General features: G+C 61.5%; 13 protein-coding genes. 3 read left to right on the forward strand and 10 right to left on the reverse strand.

Features of this window, described 5'->3' with window-relative positions; genetic code table 11:
- Positions 1 to 165 precede the first annotated feature (165 nt).
- On the forward strand, positions 166 to 1,257 hold the full coding sequence (locus EGJ27_RS07475) for a calcium:proton antiporter (protein WP_125830088.1): 1,092 nt from the start codon (positions 166 to 168) through the stop codon (positions 1,255 to 1,257).
- Between the two features lie 26 nt (positions 1,258 to 1,283).
- Here the strand turns inward: EGJ27_RS07475 and EGJ27_RS07480 are convergent, their stop codons facing one another.
- From EGJ27_RS07480 to EGJ27_RS07520, 9 genes are all read right to left on the reverse strand, one after another.
- Positions 1,284 to 3,737, reverse strand: coding sequence for a hypothetical protein (locus EGJ27_RS07480; protein ID WP_256672698.1), 2,454 nt, complete (start codon positions 3,735 to 3,737; stop codon positions 1,284 to 1,286).
- 91 nt (positions 3,738 to 3,828) lie between these two features.
- A complete protein-coding gene (locus tag EGJ27_RS07485; RefSeq protein ID WP_125830090.1) occupies positions 3,829 to 5,184 on the reverse strand; it encodes an 8-oxoguanine deaminase in 1,356 nt (451 codons plus the stop codon).
- 167 nt (positions 5,185 to 5,351) lie between these two features.
- Complete coding sequence (locus EGJ27_RS07490; protein WP_125830091.1) at positions 5,352 to 6,038, reverse strand: SDR family oxidoreductase; 687 nt, start codon at positions 6,036 to 6,038, stop codon at positions 5,352 to 5,354.
- Between the two features lie 162 nt (positions 6,039 to 6,200).
- A complete protein-coding gene (locus EGJ27_RS07495) occupies positions 6,201 to 7,127 on the reverse strand; it encodes an ABC transporter permease (protein WP_125830092.1) in 927 nt (308 codons plus the stop codon).
- The gene (locus tag EGJ27_RS07500) at positions 7,127 to 8,227 is read right to left on the reverse strand and encodes an ABC transporter permease (protein ID WP_125830093.1); all 1,101 of its coding nucleotides are present in this window, start codon (positions 8,225 to 8,227) and stop codon (positions 7,127 to 7,129) included. The genes EGJ27_RS07495 and EGJ27_RS07500 overlap by 1 nt, the downstream gene beginning before the upstream one ends.
- Positions 8,228 to 8,238: 11 nt before the next feature.
- The gene (locus EGJ27_RS07505) at positions 8,239 to 9,792 is read right to left on the reverse strand and encodes an ABC transporter ATP-binding protein (RefSeq protein WP_125830094.1); all 1,554 of its coding nucleotides are present in this window, start codon (positions 9,790 to 9,792) and stop codon (positions 8,239 to 8,241) included.
- Between the two features lie 596 nt (positions 9,793 to 10,388).
- Positions 10,389 to 10,985 (reverse strand): YigZ family protein, encoded by a 597-nt coding sequence (locus EGJ27_RS07510; RefSeq protein ID WP_125830095.1) that lies wholly within the window; start codon positions 10,983 to 10,985, stop codon positions 10,389 to 10,391.
- Positions 10,986 to 11,017: 32 nt separating this feature from the next.
- Positions 11,018 to 11,680: a TetR/AcrR family transcriptional regulator gene (locus EGJ27_RS07515; protein ID WP_125830096.1), complete on the reverse strand. Its 663-nt coding sequence runs from the start codon at positions 11,678 to 11,680 to the stop codon at positions 11,018 to 11,020.
- A gap of 93 nt (positions 11,681 to 11,773) precedes the next feature.
- Entirely contained in the window at positions 11,774 to 12,694 is a 921-nt protein-coding gene (locus EGJ27_RS07520; RefSeq protein ID WP_125830097.1) for a LysR family transcriptional regulator, read from the reverse strand.
- A gap of 112 nt (positions 12,695 to 12,806) precedes the next feature.
- On the opposite strand from EGJ27_RS07520, the gene EGJ27_RS07525 reads away from it, so the two are divergent.
- Together EGJ27_RS07525 and EGJ27_RS07530 are read left to right on the forward strand one after the other, a co-directional pair.
- Positions 12,807 to 14,153 carry an aspartate aminotransferase family protein gene (locus EGJ27_RS07525; RefSeq protein ID WP_125830098.1) on the forward strand — a complete coding sequence of 449 codons (1,347 nt, stop codon included), beginning with the start codon at positions 12,807 to 12,809 and terminating at the stop codon, positions 14,151 to 14,153.
- Positions 14,154 to 14,226: 73 nt separating this feature from the next.
- Entirely contained in the window at positions 14,227 to 15,720 is a 1,494-nt protein-coding gene (locus tag EGJ27_RS07530; RefSeq protein ID WP_125830099.1) for a CoA-acylating methylmalonate-semialdehyde dehydrogenase, read from the forward strand.
- Positions 15,721 to 15,765: 45 nt separating this feature from the next.
- Here the strand turns inward: EGJ27_RS07530 and EGJ27_RS24960 are convergent.
- On the reverse strand, positions 15,766 to 15,993 hold a 228-nt coding region (locus EGJ27_RS24960; protein WP_148100591.1), incomplete at its 5' end, for a hypothetical protein.

A 15,993-nucleotide genomic window follows, 5' to 3' on the forward strand; every position in this document is an offset into this window, starting at 1 on the left:
TTTCACATCGGGCCGGCAGGATCAAAAGTCATTTGCAGCTGGGTGCGGTTCTCATCCCGGCAGTTCGTTGAAACCTTTTGTGACAACCCGCACTCTCAACCACTTCATTGACTAATGCCTGTGAAGGCGTCGCGCGACGATCCGTCGCACTGGCTCGGGAGTGAAATGGGCTCACTGTTAAAGCAAGAAGCGTTTCTGGTCCTGGCGATCCTGGCGACCTGCGTGGCGTATCCGCTGGAACATGTGCTGCTGGGAAGCGGGCAGGTGGTCGCGTTGATCGCAGGTCTGGTGCTGGTCGGTTTCATCGTCTGCGCCTCGATGCGCGTCGCGCACCATGCCGAAGTCCTGGCCGAGAAAGTCGGCGACCCCTACGGCACGATGATCCTCACGCTGTCCGCCGTGCTGGTGGAAGTGGTGATCCTGGCGATCATGATGAGCAACGAACCGTCGCCGACGCTGGTGCGTGACACCATCTATTCGGCGGTAATGCTGGACATCAACGGCATCCTCGGCCTGGCAGCGCTGATGGGCGGCCTCAAGCATGGCGAACAGGCGTACAACGACGATTCGGCGCGCACCTACAGCGTGATGATCCTGACCGCCATGGGCGTGTCGATGGTGGTGCCGGAGTTCATTCCCAGCGCGGACTGGAAGCTGTATTCGGCGTTCACCATTGGTGCGATGGTGGTGCTTTACACCTTGTTCCTGCGCATGCAGGTCGGGCCGCACAGTTACTTTTTCAGCTATAGCTACCCGGAAAAGAAAAAGCGCCAGGAACCGGCCGACGCCCCGAGCGAGCCTGCCAACCTGACGCTTTCCATCGGTACCCTGGTGCTCGGCGTGGTGGTGATCGGTGCGCTGGCGGAAGTGATGTCCAAGACAGTCGATCTGGGTCTGGAAGGCACCGGCGCGCCGCCGGTGATGACGGCGATTCTGGTGGCGGCGATTTCGGCGGCACCGGAAATTCTCACGGCACTGCGCGCTGCGTTGGCCAATCGCATGCAGTCGGTGGTCAACATCGCGTTGGGCGCATCGCTGTCGACGGTGATCCTGACCGTGCCGGTCATGGAAGCCATGGCGCTGTACAGCGGCCAGCCGTTCCAGATGGCAATGACCCCGGTGCAGACGGTGATGATCGTGATCACGTTGCTGGTCAGCGCCATCAACCTCAACGACGGCCAGACCAACGCCATCGAAGGCATGACCCACTTCGTGCTGTTCGCTACCTTTATCATGCTGTCGTGTCTGGGTTTGTAGATACCGTCGCGACGATGATCAATTTTTCAAAAGTTGTTCAGTGGTCGGATGTCCAGCGCTTTCCACAAATCGGCATCATCTTGCTGTGCCGTCAGTAGCCACAGCCCGTCATGCTCAACCATCTGTTCGGCCGGCAGCGCCAGCAGTTCCGCCAGCCTCAATCGGCTGACCCGACCTTGGTCCTCGTTGTCCCGTGGCTCCCAATCCTCTTCGAACGTGCGCACGTGCAACCGCTCGTTGTCGAACGCTTCGAACAGCGGCATGTTGCCCAGCGGATGAGGATAGGTACGCAGCGTGCGGTCCTGGACGTCCAGCAACAGCAGTTCCCAACTGCGCTGCATGTCGGCGTGCATGCGGGTCAGTGCCAGGTAACGGCCGTCCGCAGACCAGATCATCGACGGCGCCAGCCCTTTGAGCGCACAGCCCGAAGCTGTCAGTAAATGCCCGCCCAAACGGCCCGAACTGCCGCGCAGCCAGCTGTCGGCGTACTCGGTTTCGCTGCCGAACAGCCAGGCGGCGTCGTTGCCGCTTGGTGCGGGCTGGATGAAGTCGCCATCGGCATTGGCCACCTGCGGCACTGTTACGCGCCGCCACTTTGGTCGCAGGCGCAGCTCGCCGGATTCAATCGCCAGCTCCTTCGCCTCGTAGTACGGCTTTGAGTCTTCACGATGCTCGCAGAAGCCAGCCGCCACTTCGGCGGGCGGTACCTGCTGGTTAAGGCGCTGTAGCGGTGAGGTCGGCCGGTTTTTGCTCAAGCGGCCGAGCACTGTCGCCACGCTCAGTCTGCCCGCCTGGAAATCCAGCAGCCGCACGACTTGCATGGGCGGTCCGTCCAGCAGGCAACGGCGCTCGCTATCGGCAACCACCACATGGTTGGCCACTGCCGGAGACGGCGTGAATGGAATGAGCGCCAGATACCTTCGGCAGTCCGACACGCGATGATCCATCAGCCACAGACCCGGCAGCGCCCAGTCGCCGATCATGCAGATGAAGCCGCCAAGGCCCTCGGCGTTGTCTCGTTGCCAGATCAGTCGGGCGCGGACCGCGTTCAGCAACATCTCGGTTTCGATCTGCGTGCTGCCGCGTTCGCCGCTGCCCGCGAGCGGCACCATCAATTGTGTGCGTGTCAGCGGCCGACTCGCAGTCAGCATGCGGCCTTGAGCGTCATGGCCGATCTGGGTTTCGGTGTCGCTGTGAACACTTTGCAGCCCGTAGCCATACGTGCCGCGATCCGGCTTGGGATAGTCGAGATAGCCCGTAATTCGTACATATTGATCATCCAGGCTCAGCGGCTCGCTCCAGTTCAGCGATGGCTCGTTGTCTGTCTTGACCCAAGGCTCGGGCAAGCCCGTCCAGCCGCTGCCCGCTTCCCAGTACCAATAACTCAAAAGCTGTTCGCCAGCCTTCCGCGCCCAGACACACAAGGCGTTGCCATCGGCGCGCCAGATCGGCGGCCAGGTGACGTAGAACTGCAGCGCAGTGTCCTCACCGTCGAGGCTCAGTTGGTAGTAGGGGTAGCGCAGCGCATTGGTGGGCTGCTCCAGATTGCGCAGGCTTTCCGGCACTGAAAGCCGACCTTCAACCTTGTGTCGACCTGTGGGGGCAGGGTATTCGCAGCGTGCGCCGGTCATGTCCGACAGCCATTCGCTTGGTTCGATCCAGATATCGGCGATGGGAACCAGCTTCACCGCCGTGGTGGATTCGAGCAATTCCTTCAGCTCGATCTCGTAGGTGCCGTTGTCCACCAGCGGGCTGCACCGACCGATCAGGTGTGTCTCGGTGAATTGGTCCAGCTCCCAGAACAGTTCCGTGTTGCAGTGATAAATCTGCTTCAGCTCACGGTCGAGGATCAACAAACCCCAATGGTTGCGCGACGGCATCGCTGCAGCGAAATAGCGGCCATCGCTGGAAAAACGTGCCGATGAACCGACGCCCTGCAGCAGGACTCCATCCGGAAACAGGTAATCGCAGTAGGTCGGGCCACCCATGGCGATTTCGCTGTGGTTGAACACCCGAATCGGCTCACCTTCGGGCGTTTCCTGCGGCTCGTTGCCACCCCAGGCACTGGCGCGGTCGCCACGGTCGTCGACAGGGTCGCGAAGTTGCGGCTTGGGCTTTACCGGCTCCACCGCCAATCCAAGCCAGTGCTCACATTTGCCGATCACAGCCAGGCCACCGAACAGCACCACCAGAGCCGCTGGCACATTCCAGTAATTGGGCAACGTGCGGCCGAGGCTGAACGCCAGGCCGATCACCGCTGAACTGGTCAACTGCGTCAGGAGGCCCGCCGCCTTCATCCATTTCAACTTTACGCAAACAGCAGTGACCGCTCCGCAGGCCAGTATGATGATCACGCCCTGCCACGGCGGCAGCAGCGTGACCGCGACGATGGGGCCGACCAACAGCAGCAGTTGCCATGCCAGGCCGAGCACCAGTCGGCCGAGGGATTTTTCATCCAGATCAGATGCGGAGTCGGACACGGTATTTGCCAGGTTGCCGAAGAAGGCGACACTGTAGCGAATCGCAACTCACTGTGGCATCGATCCGTTCACAGGCCCGAACGAACGCCACTCAGCCCTGCAGCAAGCGTTGCGCTGCCTGACGATGCCGGGCAATCAGGCCGGCCAGGTCCAAGCCTGCTACCTGTCCATCGATCACCCGCCAGCGACCCGCAATCATCACCCGGTCGGCTCGATCCGCGCCGCACAGCAGCAGTGCCGAGAGCGGGTCATGGCTGCCGGAAAACCGCAGCTCGTCGAGTTTGAACAACGCCAGATCCGCCTGCTTGCCCACCGCCAGCTCGCCGATATCACTACGCCCCAGCAACTGCGCCGAACCCTTGGTTGCCCAGCCCAGTACCCGTTCCGGCGTGATGGCCTGCGCGCCGTAGCGCAACCGCTGCAGGTACAACGCCTGACGCGCTTCGAGGATCATGTTCGACGCGTCGTTGGAGGCTGAACCGTCGACCCCCAAACCCAGCGGCGCGCCGGCGGCGATCAGGTCCAGCGTCGGGCAGATACCCGACGCCAGGCGCATGTTCGACGTCGGGCAGTGGCAGATGCCGGTGCCTGCCGCCCCGAGCCGGGCAATTTCATCCGGGTTGAAATGAATGCCGTGGGCCAGCCAGGTGCGTGGCCCTAGCCAGCCGACGCTGTCCAGATAATCCACGGTGCGCAGGCCGAAGCGTTGCAGGCAGAAATCTTCCTCATCCAGGGTTTCTGCCAGATGCGTGTGCAGGCGCACATCGAGCTTTTCCGCCATGGCTGCACTCTCGGCCATAATCTGCGGTGTCACGGAAAACGGCGAGCAGGGCGCGAGGGCGATCTGGATCTGCGCGCCGTCGCCGCGCTGGTGATAAGTCTCGATCAGGCGCTGACTGTCGGCCAGAATCACCTCGCCTTGCTGCACCGTCTGTTGCGGCGGCAGGCCGCCGTCCGCTTCCCCAAGGCTCATCGAGCCGCGGGTCAGCATCGCGCGCATGCCCAGTTGCCGCACACTTTCGACCTGCACGTCGATGGCCTGCTCCAGGCCGTCGGGAAACAGATAATGATGGTCGGCCGCCGTGGTGCAGCCCGACAACAGCAGTTCTACCAACGCCACGGTGCTGGCGACCCCAAGCTGCTCGGGCGTCAGTCGAGCCCACACGGGATAAAGCGTCTTGAGCCAGGGAAACAGCGGCTGATTGACCACCGGCGCCCAGGCGCGGGTAAGGGTCTGATAGAAATGATGATGGGTGTTGATCAGGCCCGGCAGCAGCACATGCTCCCGGGCATCGAACACCTGCGCACATGGCATCGCGGGCGTCTGCCCGGCAGCCAGCAGCTCGACGATTTTTCCCTCGTCGATCACCAGACCGCCACGGGCGTCCAGATCATTGGCAGTGAAGATGGCGAGGGGGTTTTTCAACCAGATACGGTTCGCAGACATGGGCGGCTCTACTGAAAATGGGTTCAGGTTTAGCCAGCTCAGTTATGCCCTGTCTGCTGATCCAGGGTGTGGGAGCGCGTTTGCCCGCGCCGCATACGACGCGATAAGCCAAGCGCAACGCGTCATCGGTTGTCGCGGGTAAGCGCTCCTACAGAGGAGACGGAATGTTACCAGGGAATCGTTTCGCCCTTGTAGTTGATGAAGTGATGCCCACCTTTACCGGCATAAGCATTGAGCTGCTGCACCAGGCCCGTGGTGCTGGTGTGCACGTCGATGTCGGCGCCTTCGCCGCCCATGGCGGTCTTGACCCAGCCTGGATGCAGCGACAGCACGGTCGGGCGCGACTCACCCAGTTGCGTCACGAAGGTGTTGGTCATGGAGTTGAGCGCGGCCTTGCTGGCCTTGTACAGCGCCAGTTCGGCACCGTCCGGGCAGGTCACGCTACCCAGCACCGAACTCATGAAAGCGAGGATGCCGGTTTCCGGGCGGATCTGGTCAATCAGACGTTCAGCCAGGCGGATCGGTGCAACGGCGTTGGTCAGAAACAGCTGGCCCAGCTCGGCGGCAGTGGATTGCGCGGCACTTTGATGGCTGGAACCCAGAATCCCGGCATTGACGAATATCACGTCGAATACTTCGCCCTTGAGCTTCTGCATCAGCACTTCCAGCGAAGCGATCTCGTCGATGTCCACGGTCTCGATGCGCACGCCGGTCAGCGCTTTCAGGTCATCGGCCTTGTTCTGATCACGGACGGTCGCGATGACGTCCCAACCCTGCTCGGTCAGGCGTTGTACAAGCCCTAGCCCCAAGCCTCGAGAGGCGCCGACGATCAGCGCGGTTTTGGTGGTGGTCATGAAAAACTCCTTGGAAATGGATAGTGCCTTTCCCAGTGTTCGGCAATGTGTTTGCCTGCTTCGTTCAGCGTAAGCCCGGGAGCCGGTCGACTATTGAACAGCACCTGCTGTTCTGTTTCCACAGAGTAGTCGTGCTCGTCGCTAACGCAGCACCGTGGAGCCTCAATGGCCTGCACGCCAGGGCTGCCCGAGAGAAACCGGCGCATAAAGACGGGTGCGCAGGGCGTCGCGGGACAGCAGGACCAGCACCAGAATGGTCGCCACATACGGCAGCATCGCCAGCAGGTTGGACGGCACAGCCAGACCGACGCCCTGTGCCACCAGGTGCAGAATGCTGGCGAGGCCGAACAGCCAGGCGCCGAGCAACAGCCGCCACACCCGCCAACTGGCGAATACCACCAGCGCCAGCGCGATCCAGCCGCGGCCGGCGCTCATGTTTTCCGCCCACATTGGCGTGTAGGCCAGCGACAGATAAGCGCCCGCCAGCCCGGCCATCGCACCGCCGAACAGTACCGCCAGCGTGCGCACGCGCAATACCGGCAAGCCCATGGCGCTGGCGGCATCCGGGTTTTCCCCGACGGCCTGAATGATCAGGCCGATGCGGCTTTTGAGCAGCGCCCAGGCCACCAGTGCGAATAACGCGAACGACAAGTACACCAGCACATCCTGGGCAAACAGCATGCGGCCGATCAGGGGAATGTCACTCAACAGCGGAATCGCCAGCGGTTCGAAACCGTGCAGCGGTTTGCCCACCCAGGCGGCGCCGACGAAGCTCGACAGGCCCACGCCAAAAATGGTCAACGCCAGACCGGTCGCCACCTGATTGGCGTTGAACACCAGCGCCACGACAGCGAACAACCCTGACAGCAGCATTCCGGCGAGCATCGCCAGCAACACGCCCAGCCACAGATTGCCGGTGCTCAGGCCGATGATGAAGCCGATCACCGCACCGAACAGCATCATGCCTTCCTGGCCCAGATTGATGACGCCGCTCTTTTCACAGATTAGTTCGCCCAAGGCCACCAGCAGCAGCGGCGTGCCGCAGCGCACCATGGCGTAGAGAATGTTGCTCAGCAGGTCCATATCCATCACGCGACTCCCGGCGCTGCGGCCATCTGCCGCTTGGCCCAGCGCAGCTTCAGGCGCGGGCGATAGAGGATCAATACATCGCAGGCCAGCAGGAAGAACAACATCATTCCCTGGAACAGCTGCGTGATAGAGGGCGGAAGGTTCAGCATCATCTGCGCCTGTTCTCCGCCCAGATAGAGCAGGGCGATCAACAGGCTGGAAAACAGAATCCCCAGCGGATTGAGGCGACCCAGAAACGCCACGGTGATTGCCGCATAGCCATAGCCGGGCGACACCTGCGGCACCAGTTGGCCGATCGGGCCGGTCACTTCACATACGCCGGCCAGCCCGGCCAGCGCGCCGCTAATCAGCAGCGCGAGCCACACCAGCCGCTTTTCCCGAAAACCGACGAACCCGGCGGCGCGCTTGTCCAGCCCGAGCACTTTGATCTGGAAACCAACGAAGCTGCGTTGCAGCAACACCCACACGATCACCAGGGCCAGCAGGGCGAAGTACACGCCGACATGGGCACGGCCGTCTTCCATGAGCAACGGCAGGCGACTGGCGTCACCGAAGCCGGCGGATTCCGGGAAGTTCATCCCGGCCGGGTCCTTGAGCGGGCCGTGCACGAAATACAACAGCAGGTTCAGGGCGATGTAGTTGAGCATGATGCTGGTGAGGATTTCGTTGGCGTTGAAATGCGTACGCAGCCACGCGGTCAGCCCGGCCCACGCCGCACCGGCCAAGGTTCCGGCGAACAGGATCAAGACCAGCGCCCAGCGGCTTTGCACCTCGATCACGTTGACCGCCACCGCGCTGCCCGCCAGCGCACCGAGCAACAGCTGGCCTTCGGCGCCGATGTTCCAGATGCGCGCTTGATAGGCCACTGCCAGGCCGAGGGCGCAGAGCAGGATCGGCAGGGTCTTGACCATCAATTCCGAGAGACCATAAAGGTCGCTGACCGGCGCGATCAACAAGGTATGCAGAGTCAGCAATGGGTCCAGCCCCAAAGCCACGAACAGCAGGGAGCCGCAGGCCAGAGTCAGCACCGCAGCCAGCAGCGGTGAGCACCACAACATGGCGCGGGACTGCTGGCCGCGTGGTTCGAGAGAAAGCAGCATCGTTTGCTCCGTTAACCCAGCGCCGCGGCTTGGGGTTGAGAATGATCGAACTGACCGGCCATCCAGCCGCCCACCTGAACGAGACTGGTTTGCCCGGTGGCTACCGGGAGGCACAGTTTTCCGCTGCTCAGCGCAGCGATTCGGTCGCTGATCTGGAACAACTCGTCCAGGTCTTCGGAGATCACCAGAATCGCGGCACCGGCATCACGCAGAGCGATCAACGCGCGGTGAATGGCTGCCGCCGCGCCAATATCCACGCCCCAGGTCGGGTGCGCGGCCACCAGCAATCTCGGGTTCTGCAGGATCTCGCGGCCCAGGATGAATTTCTGCAGATTGCCGCCGGACAGGCTGCGCGCGGCGGTGTTTTCGTCTGGCGTCTTGACCGCAAAGCGGCTGATGATCTCCTGCGCCAGCGCGCGGACCTTGCCACGCTGGATCAGTCCCTTGCTGACCAGGCCTTGCTGGAAAGCGGTGAGCAGGGCGTTATCGCTCAGGCTCAGGTCCGGCACCGCACCGTGGCCCAGCCGCTCGGCGGGTACGAACGCCAGCCCGAGCTTGCGCCGTGCATCCGGGCGCAGCGCGGCAACATTGGCATCCTTGAAACGGATGGTCGCGGCTTGCGCAACGGGCAACCGCTGTTCACCGCTGAGCAACGCCAGCAGTTCGTCCTGCCCGTTGCCGGCGACGCCTGCGATACCGAGGATTTCGCCGCTGCGCACTTCCAGGTTCAGGTTGTGCAAGGAACAGCCGAACGGGTCCGGGTTGCGCCACGACAGTTGCTCGATCTTGAGGAACGGCACGCCGCCGCTGGATTTTTCATAGCGAGCGGTCAATCCTTCCGCGTCGCCGACCATCATTCGCGCCAGTTCCAGGTCAGTGCAGGCTGACGGAATGCAATGTCCGGCCAACTGACCGCCACGCAAGACCGTCGCGGTATGGCACAGCGCACGCACTTCGCCGAGCTTGTGGCTGATGAACAGAATGCTGCAGCCTTCTTCGGCCAGGCGCCGCAGGGTCACGAATAGCTCGTCGGCTTCCTGTGGCGTGAGCACCGAGGTGGGTTCGTCGAGGATCAGCAGGCGAATGTCTTGCATCAGGCAGCGAATGATCTCGACCTTCTGCCGTTCGCCGATGGACAGGCTATGAACCAGACGCTGCGGCTCCAGCGCCATGCCGTAGCGTTGCGACACTTCACGAATACGCGGCTCCAGTTGCCTGGGTGTTCCGGCGTCGGCGCCCATGGCCAGCGCAATGTTCTGCGCAACGGTCAGGGTCTCGAACAGGGAAAAATGCTGGAACACCATCCCGATGCCAAGGCTTCGTGCCTGCGCGGGGTTGCGCATGATCACCGGCTGGCCTTCCCAGATGATCGAGCCGTCATCGGGCTGCGTCACGCCGTAGATGATCTTCATCAGCGTGCTCTTGCCCGCGCCGTTTTCCCCCAGCAGAGCATGGATCTCGCCGGGTTGAATGCTCAGGTCGACCGCATCGTTGGCCAAGCAGCCCGGATACCGCTTGGTAATGTGGCGCAGATGCAGGCGCGGCGGCGTTGCGTTGTTTGGCATGACAGGCTCTGATCCGGAAATGGGTCGCTTGTGGGTAAAGCAAAATCCTGGCCAGGGGGTCAGCTTTTGGGCGGGCCGCGCTGTATGGCCTTTGCCGGTGCAACCGACGGCTCCGGCATGAGGCATCACGACCGGAGGGGCACCAGTTCAGGGCGGGTGGGAAGGTTGTTGAAACGGCGGTTGTACAAAAAACAACCAGTGTCGACGGAGCGCGATGCGCCCAGTGGTTGCGCCGGGCTTGCACCTGTTATCCACAGAATGCTCCACAGCAACTGTGCGCAACTGCCAGACTGGGTAATAACCCGCGCAAGCCAATGGCCAAATCGTGCTAAGTCCCCACAACTTGCTGTTTTGCAGATGAATTTCGGCGCGCCGTGCGGTGTTGTGCAAAAAACGATCACTTCCCGCAACCGCAGGTCGGACAAGGCGTGCAGCCGGATGTGCTCAGCTTATCCACAGCCGGATGCACAGTAGATGTGGGCAAGTGTGAACGATGTAGATATTCGCAGGAGCGGACTTGTCTGCCAGAGGCCCGTGCAGACGCCAGACGCCGCACGGGTATCGCCTGAAAAACGCCTTCGCGGAGAAGTCCGCTCCTACAGGTGACTGTCAGCGTCTTCAAGAATGATTCGGCCGCGACTCAAATCCGCCAGTTGGCGCTGCAGCCATTCAAGATCCTGCAGGCCGATGGCAATGGTCAACTGCGCGCCATTGGCGTTGAAGGCTTCCTCTTCAACCAGGCCGTTGACCTCGGCGACACGCAGCTTCACCAGCGTCAATTCACTGAAACTGCATTGCAGAGTAAACCGGTCGCGGTTGACCAGCGCGACGCGCTCGGCCTGTTGCAGGCATTTGTTGGCGCCGCCGCCATAAGCCCGGGCCAGGCCGCCGGTCCCCAACTGAATGCCGCCGTACCAGCGGATCACCAGCACCACGACCTGATCGAAATCCTGCGCTTCGATGGCGGCAAGAATCGGCCGGCCGGCTGTGCCGCCGGGCTCGCCATCATCGTTGCTGCGGTATTGCGCGCCCAGCTTCCAGGCCCAGCAATTGTGGGTGGCATTCAGGTCGCTGTGCTGATCGATGAACGCTTGTGCATCGGCGGCGCTGGCGATGGGCGCCGCAAGGGTGATGAAGCGGCTCTTGCGGATCTCTTCGCGAAACTCACAAGGGCCGACCAGGGTAAAGGGCATGGGTGTTTCCAGCTATCGGCAGGAGGGCGATTCTACAAGGCTGGCGGCGTGAGGCCACACCCCTTGAGGATTATCCGGATCAGGTTGTCACTGGCGGCGTCCATGTCTTGCCGGGTCAGGCGCGACCGGCCGGTAACCCGACAGATCTGGGTCGCGAAGTCAGCGTAATGCTGAGTGCTGCCCCATAACAGGAAAATCAGGTGGACCGGGTCGACCGGGTCCATCTTGCCGGCCTCGATCCAGGCCTTGAACACGGCCGCGCGCCCTTGAAACCACAGGCGGTAGTCCTCGCTGAAATACTCGCTCATGCATTCGCCGCCGCTGATGATTTCCATGGCGAAGATTCGCGAAGCCTGGGGATTGCGCCGGGAAAATTCCATCTTGGCGCGGATATAACCGGCCAGCGCCTGGGCCGGATCGTCGTCGACACTCAGATGATTGAACGCGCTGTCCCACAACTCGATGATGTTGCTCAGCACGGCCACGTACAGGCCCAGCTTGTTGGTGAAGTAATAATGCAGATTGGCCTTGGGCAGCCCGGCGTTCAGCGCGATGGTGTTCATGCTCGTGCCTTTGAAGCCATGACGGGCAAACTCATCTTCGGCCGCCTTGATAATGGCTTCCTCATTCTTCTGCCGAATGCGGCTGGCGGGCTTGGATGCGGGATGGCTGTGCGCGGGGACTTCAAGGGTCATGGGCAGTCTCGGACAGATCATGGGGTACGACAAATCCACAGATAGCGTAAGCACGATCATTCGACAAGCGTAGGCGTGTTCGTGCGGCGCGGATCATCGCGTTGTGGCGAGACTCTGCAAAAAGCTTTCCAGCACCAGATGAGGACGGCGGCCCTTGCGGGTGACGGTTACCAGGCTCAGGTCATGGAAGCGCGAGTCGGGTTTCAGGGCGCGCAGCCGGCCTTGCTGGACCCAGGCGCTGGCGTAATGGTCCGGCAGGTAACCGATGTACCGGCCGGTCAGGATCAGGAATGCCATGCCCTCACGATCAGAGGCGCTGGCGGTACAGTTCAGCGCGCGGTAATGATCCTGGATTTCCGTCGGCAGGCGAAAGGTCGGGGTGATGGCGTCCTGCAAGGCGAGACGCTCGTCGGCCAGCTGCGCATCGTCGACATAGAAAAGCGGGTGACCGACCGCGCAATACAGCAGTGAGCGCTCGCTGTACAACGCTTGGTACTCAAGACCTGACAGGGCGCTGGCCTGGGGAACCACACCCACATGCAGGCGCCCGTCAAGCACGCCTTGTTCAACTTCGTTGGGCGCAATCATACGGATATTGATGTGTACGTTCGGGCCACGCTCCTTGAGTTGAGCCAGAGCGTGGGTGATGCGCATGTGCGGAACGGTGACCAGGTTGTCGGTCAGGCCGATATTCAGCTCGCCACGCAGATGTTGATGCAGGCCGTTGACCTCGGTGCGAAAACTTTCCAGCGCACTGAGCAGTTGCAGCGCCGACCGATAGACCTCGCGGCCCTCGTCGGTCACGGAAAACCCGGCCCTGCCACGCTGACACAAACGCAGGCCCAGGCGCTGTTCAAGGTCGCTCATCTGTTGGCTGATCGCAGAACGGCCAATACCCAGCACGCCTTCAGCCGCTGAAAAGCCGCCGGCTTCCACTACGCTCTTGAAGATACGCAGCAGGCGGATGTCGAAATCGCTGACTTGAGCGAGTGGGTCGGGACGGCACGTCGCCATTGTTTAGTGAACCCTTGACTGAAGATCGCAAAACCTGAGTTTTTCGGACTTTAGCCCCGTGGCATCTTGGCTGCAATCATCGATCGCTCACCTGCTCATGGGGTCCGCTGCAATGAACATGCTCGAATCGTCCGAAACGCCTGTCACCACGTCGTTGAAGCTTGACGCTCACTGGTTGCCCTACACGGCGAACCGCAATTTCCAGCGTGACCCGCGAATGATCGTTGCCGCGCAGGGCAGCTATCTGACCGACGATCAGGGGCGAAAAATCTATGATGGCCTTTCCGGGTTGTGGACCTGCGGGGCAGGGCACACTCGCAAGGAGATTCAGGATGCCGTGGCGAAACAGCTTGGCGTGCTGGATTACTCTCCCGGCTTTCAGTACGGGCATCCGCTCTCGTTTCAGCTCGCAGAAAAAATCGCCGAGCTGACACCCGGCAATCTGAACCACGTCTTCTACACCAACTCCGGTTCCGAGTGCGCGGACACCGCTGTGAAAATGGTGCGCGCCTACTGGCGATTGAAGGGGCAGGCGAGCAAGACCAAGCTGATCGGCCGCGCCCGTGGTTACCACGGCGTCAACGTTGCCGGCACCAGCCTTGGCGGCGTCAACGGCAATCGCAAGATGTTCGGGCAGTTGATGGATGTCGATCATCTGCCGCATACCTTGCTGGCCAGCAACGCCTTTTCCAAAGGCATGCCGGAAGCGGGCGGCATCGCCCTGGCCGATGAAATGCTCAAGCTGATCGAGCTGCATGACGCCTCCAACATCGCGGCGGTCATCGTCGAACCCATGGCCGGCTCGGCCGGTGTGATCGTTCCGCCGCAGGGCTATCTGAAGCGGCTGCGTGAGATTTGCGATCAGCACAATATCTTGCTGATCTTCGATGAAGTGATCACCGGCTTCGGTCGCACCGGCGCAATGTTCGGCGCTGACAGCTTTGGCGCCACGCCGGACCTGATGTGCATCGCCAAACAGATCACCAACGGCGCGATTCCCATGGGCGCGGTGATCGCCAGCAGCGAAATCTATCAGACGTTCATGAATCAACCGACGCCCGAGTACGCCGTTGAATTTCCCCACGGCTACACCTACTCCGCGCACCCGGTGGCCTGTGCGGCGGGTATTGCGACCCTCGACCTGCTGCAACGGGAAAACCTGGTCCAGCAGGCGGCGCAGATCGCCCCGCATTTCGAGACCGCGCTGCATGGCGTGAAGGGCGCGCGGCATATCGTCGACATCCGCAACTACGGACTGGCCGGGGCAATCCAGTTGGCGCCTCGTGATGGCGACGCGATTGTGCGGCCGTTCGAGGCAGGCATGAAATTGTGGAAGGCTGGTTTCTATGTGCGCTTTGGCGGCGACACCTTGCAGTTCGGCCCGACTTTCAACAGTCAGGCGCAAGACCTGGACCGCATGTTCGATGCGGTCGGCGAGGCTTTGAACCAGATCGACTGATCGGACCCGCTTTCTTCTACATAAACGACAGGCGCGGCATGTTCCGCACCTGCGACAGTTCTGGAGTCATCGCATGAGCAGCATCCAACACTTGATCCATGGCGAGCTGGTGTCCGGCAACGACCGTACCGCGAATGTGTTCAACCCCGCCACTGGTCAAGCTATTCGCCAGGTTGCACTGGCCAGCCGCGAAACCGTCCAGCAGGCCATCGATTCCGCCAAGGCGGCATTCCCGGCGTGGCGCAACACGCCGGCGGCCAAACGCGCCCAGGTCATGTTCCGCTTCAAGCAATTGCTGGAACAGAACGAAGCGCGTATCGCGCAGCTGATCAGTGAAGAACACGGCAAGACCCTCGAAGACGCGGCGGGCGAACTGAAGCGCGGTATCGAGAACGTAGAATTCGCCTGCGCGGCACCCGAGATTCTTAAAGGCGAGTACAGCCGCAACGTAGGGCCGAATATCGATGCCTGGTCGGACTTCCAGCCGTTGGGCGTGGTAGCCGGCATCACCCCATTCAACTTCCCGGCGATGGTGCCACTGTGGATGTACCCGTTGGCGATTGCTTGCGGGAACTGCTTCATCCTCAAGCCTTCGGAGCGCGACCCCAGTTCGACGCTGCTGATTGCACAGTTGCTGCATGAGGCCGGCCTGCCCAAGGGTGTGCTTAACGTGGTGCATGGCGACAAGGTAGCCGTGGACGCGCTGATCGAAGCGCCCGAGGTCAAGGCGCTGAGTTTCGTAGGCTCTACGCCTATCGCCGAGTACATCTATAAAGAAGGCGCTGCCCGCGGCAAGCGAGTCCAGGCGCTGGGCGGGGCGAAGAATCACGCGGTGCTGATGCCCGATGCGGATCTGGACAACGCCGTCAGCGCATTGATGGGCGCCGCATACGGTTCGTGCGGTGAGCGCTGCATGGCGATTTCCGTTGCCGTGTGCGTGGGGGATCAGATCGCCGACGCGCTGGTCGCCAGGCTGGTGCCGCAGATCCAGGGCTTGAAGATTGGCGCTGGCACCACCTGCGGCCTGGACATGGGGCCTCTGGTGACCGGGCAACATCGCGATAAAGTCAGCGGCTATATAGAAGACGGTGTACAGGCCGGCGCAACGCTGGTTGTCGACGGACGTGGCCTGGAAGTCGCCGGACATGACGAGGGCTTCTTCCTGGGCGGCTGCCTGTTCGACCGGGTTACGCCGCAGATGCGTATCTATAAAGAAGAGATTTTCGGACCGGTGCTGTGCATTGTTCGGGTCAATAGCCTTGAAGACGCCATGCAATTGATCAACGACCATGAGTACGGAAACGGCACCTGTATCTTCACTCGCGATGGCGAAGCGGCGCGGCTGTTCTGCGACGAGATTGAAGTGGGCATGGTGGGGGTGAACGTTCCACTGCCGGTTCCAGTGGCGTACCACAGCTTCGGCGGCTGGAAGCGCTCACTGTTTGGCGACCTGCACGCCTATGGGCCTGATGGGGTGCGCTTCTATACGCGGCGCAAGGCAATCACCCAGCGCTGGCCGCAGCGGGCAAGTCACGAGGCCTCGCAGTTTGCGTTTCCGAGTCTGTAGCCCCGTTTTACTGGGCGCGGAAAGCTTTATGACAGTTTTTTGAAATTAACGGTTGACGGGCGATTTAGTTTCTCTATAATTCGCCCCACTTCCGGCGCAGACGGAAACGAAAAAGCCTTGCGATTCAATGAGTTGCAGGTGTTTTGAAGTGAAGGTCAGCGAGGAGGCAGCGTCGATCCGGTTGATCGATAGCGGTGAGGAAAAAGAGTTTGACACGCGGTTGTAACGCTGTAGAATTCGCCTCCCGCTGACGAACAACGCAAACGTTGATCG

The sequence above is a fragment of the Pseudomonas sp. v388 genome, assembly GCF_003935425.1.
Classification (GTDB): Bacteria; Pseudomonadota; Gammaproteobacteria; order Pseudomonadales; family Pseudomonadaceae; genus Aquipseudomonas.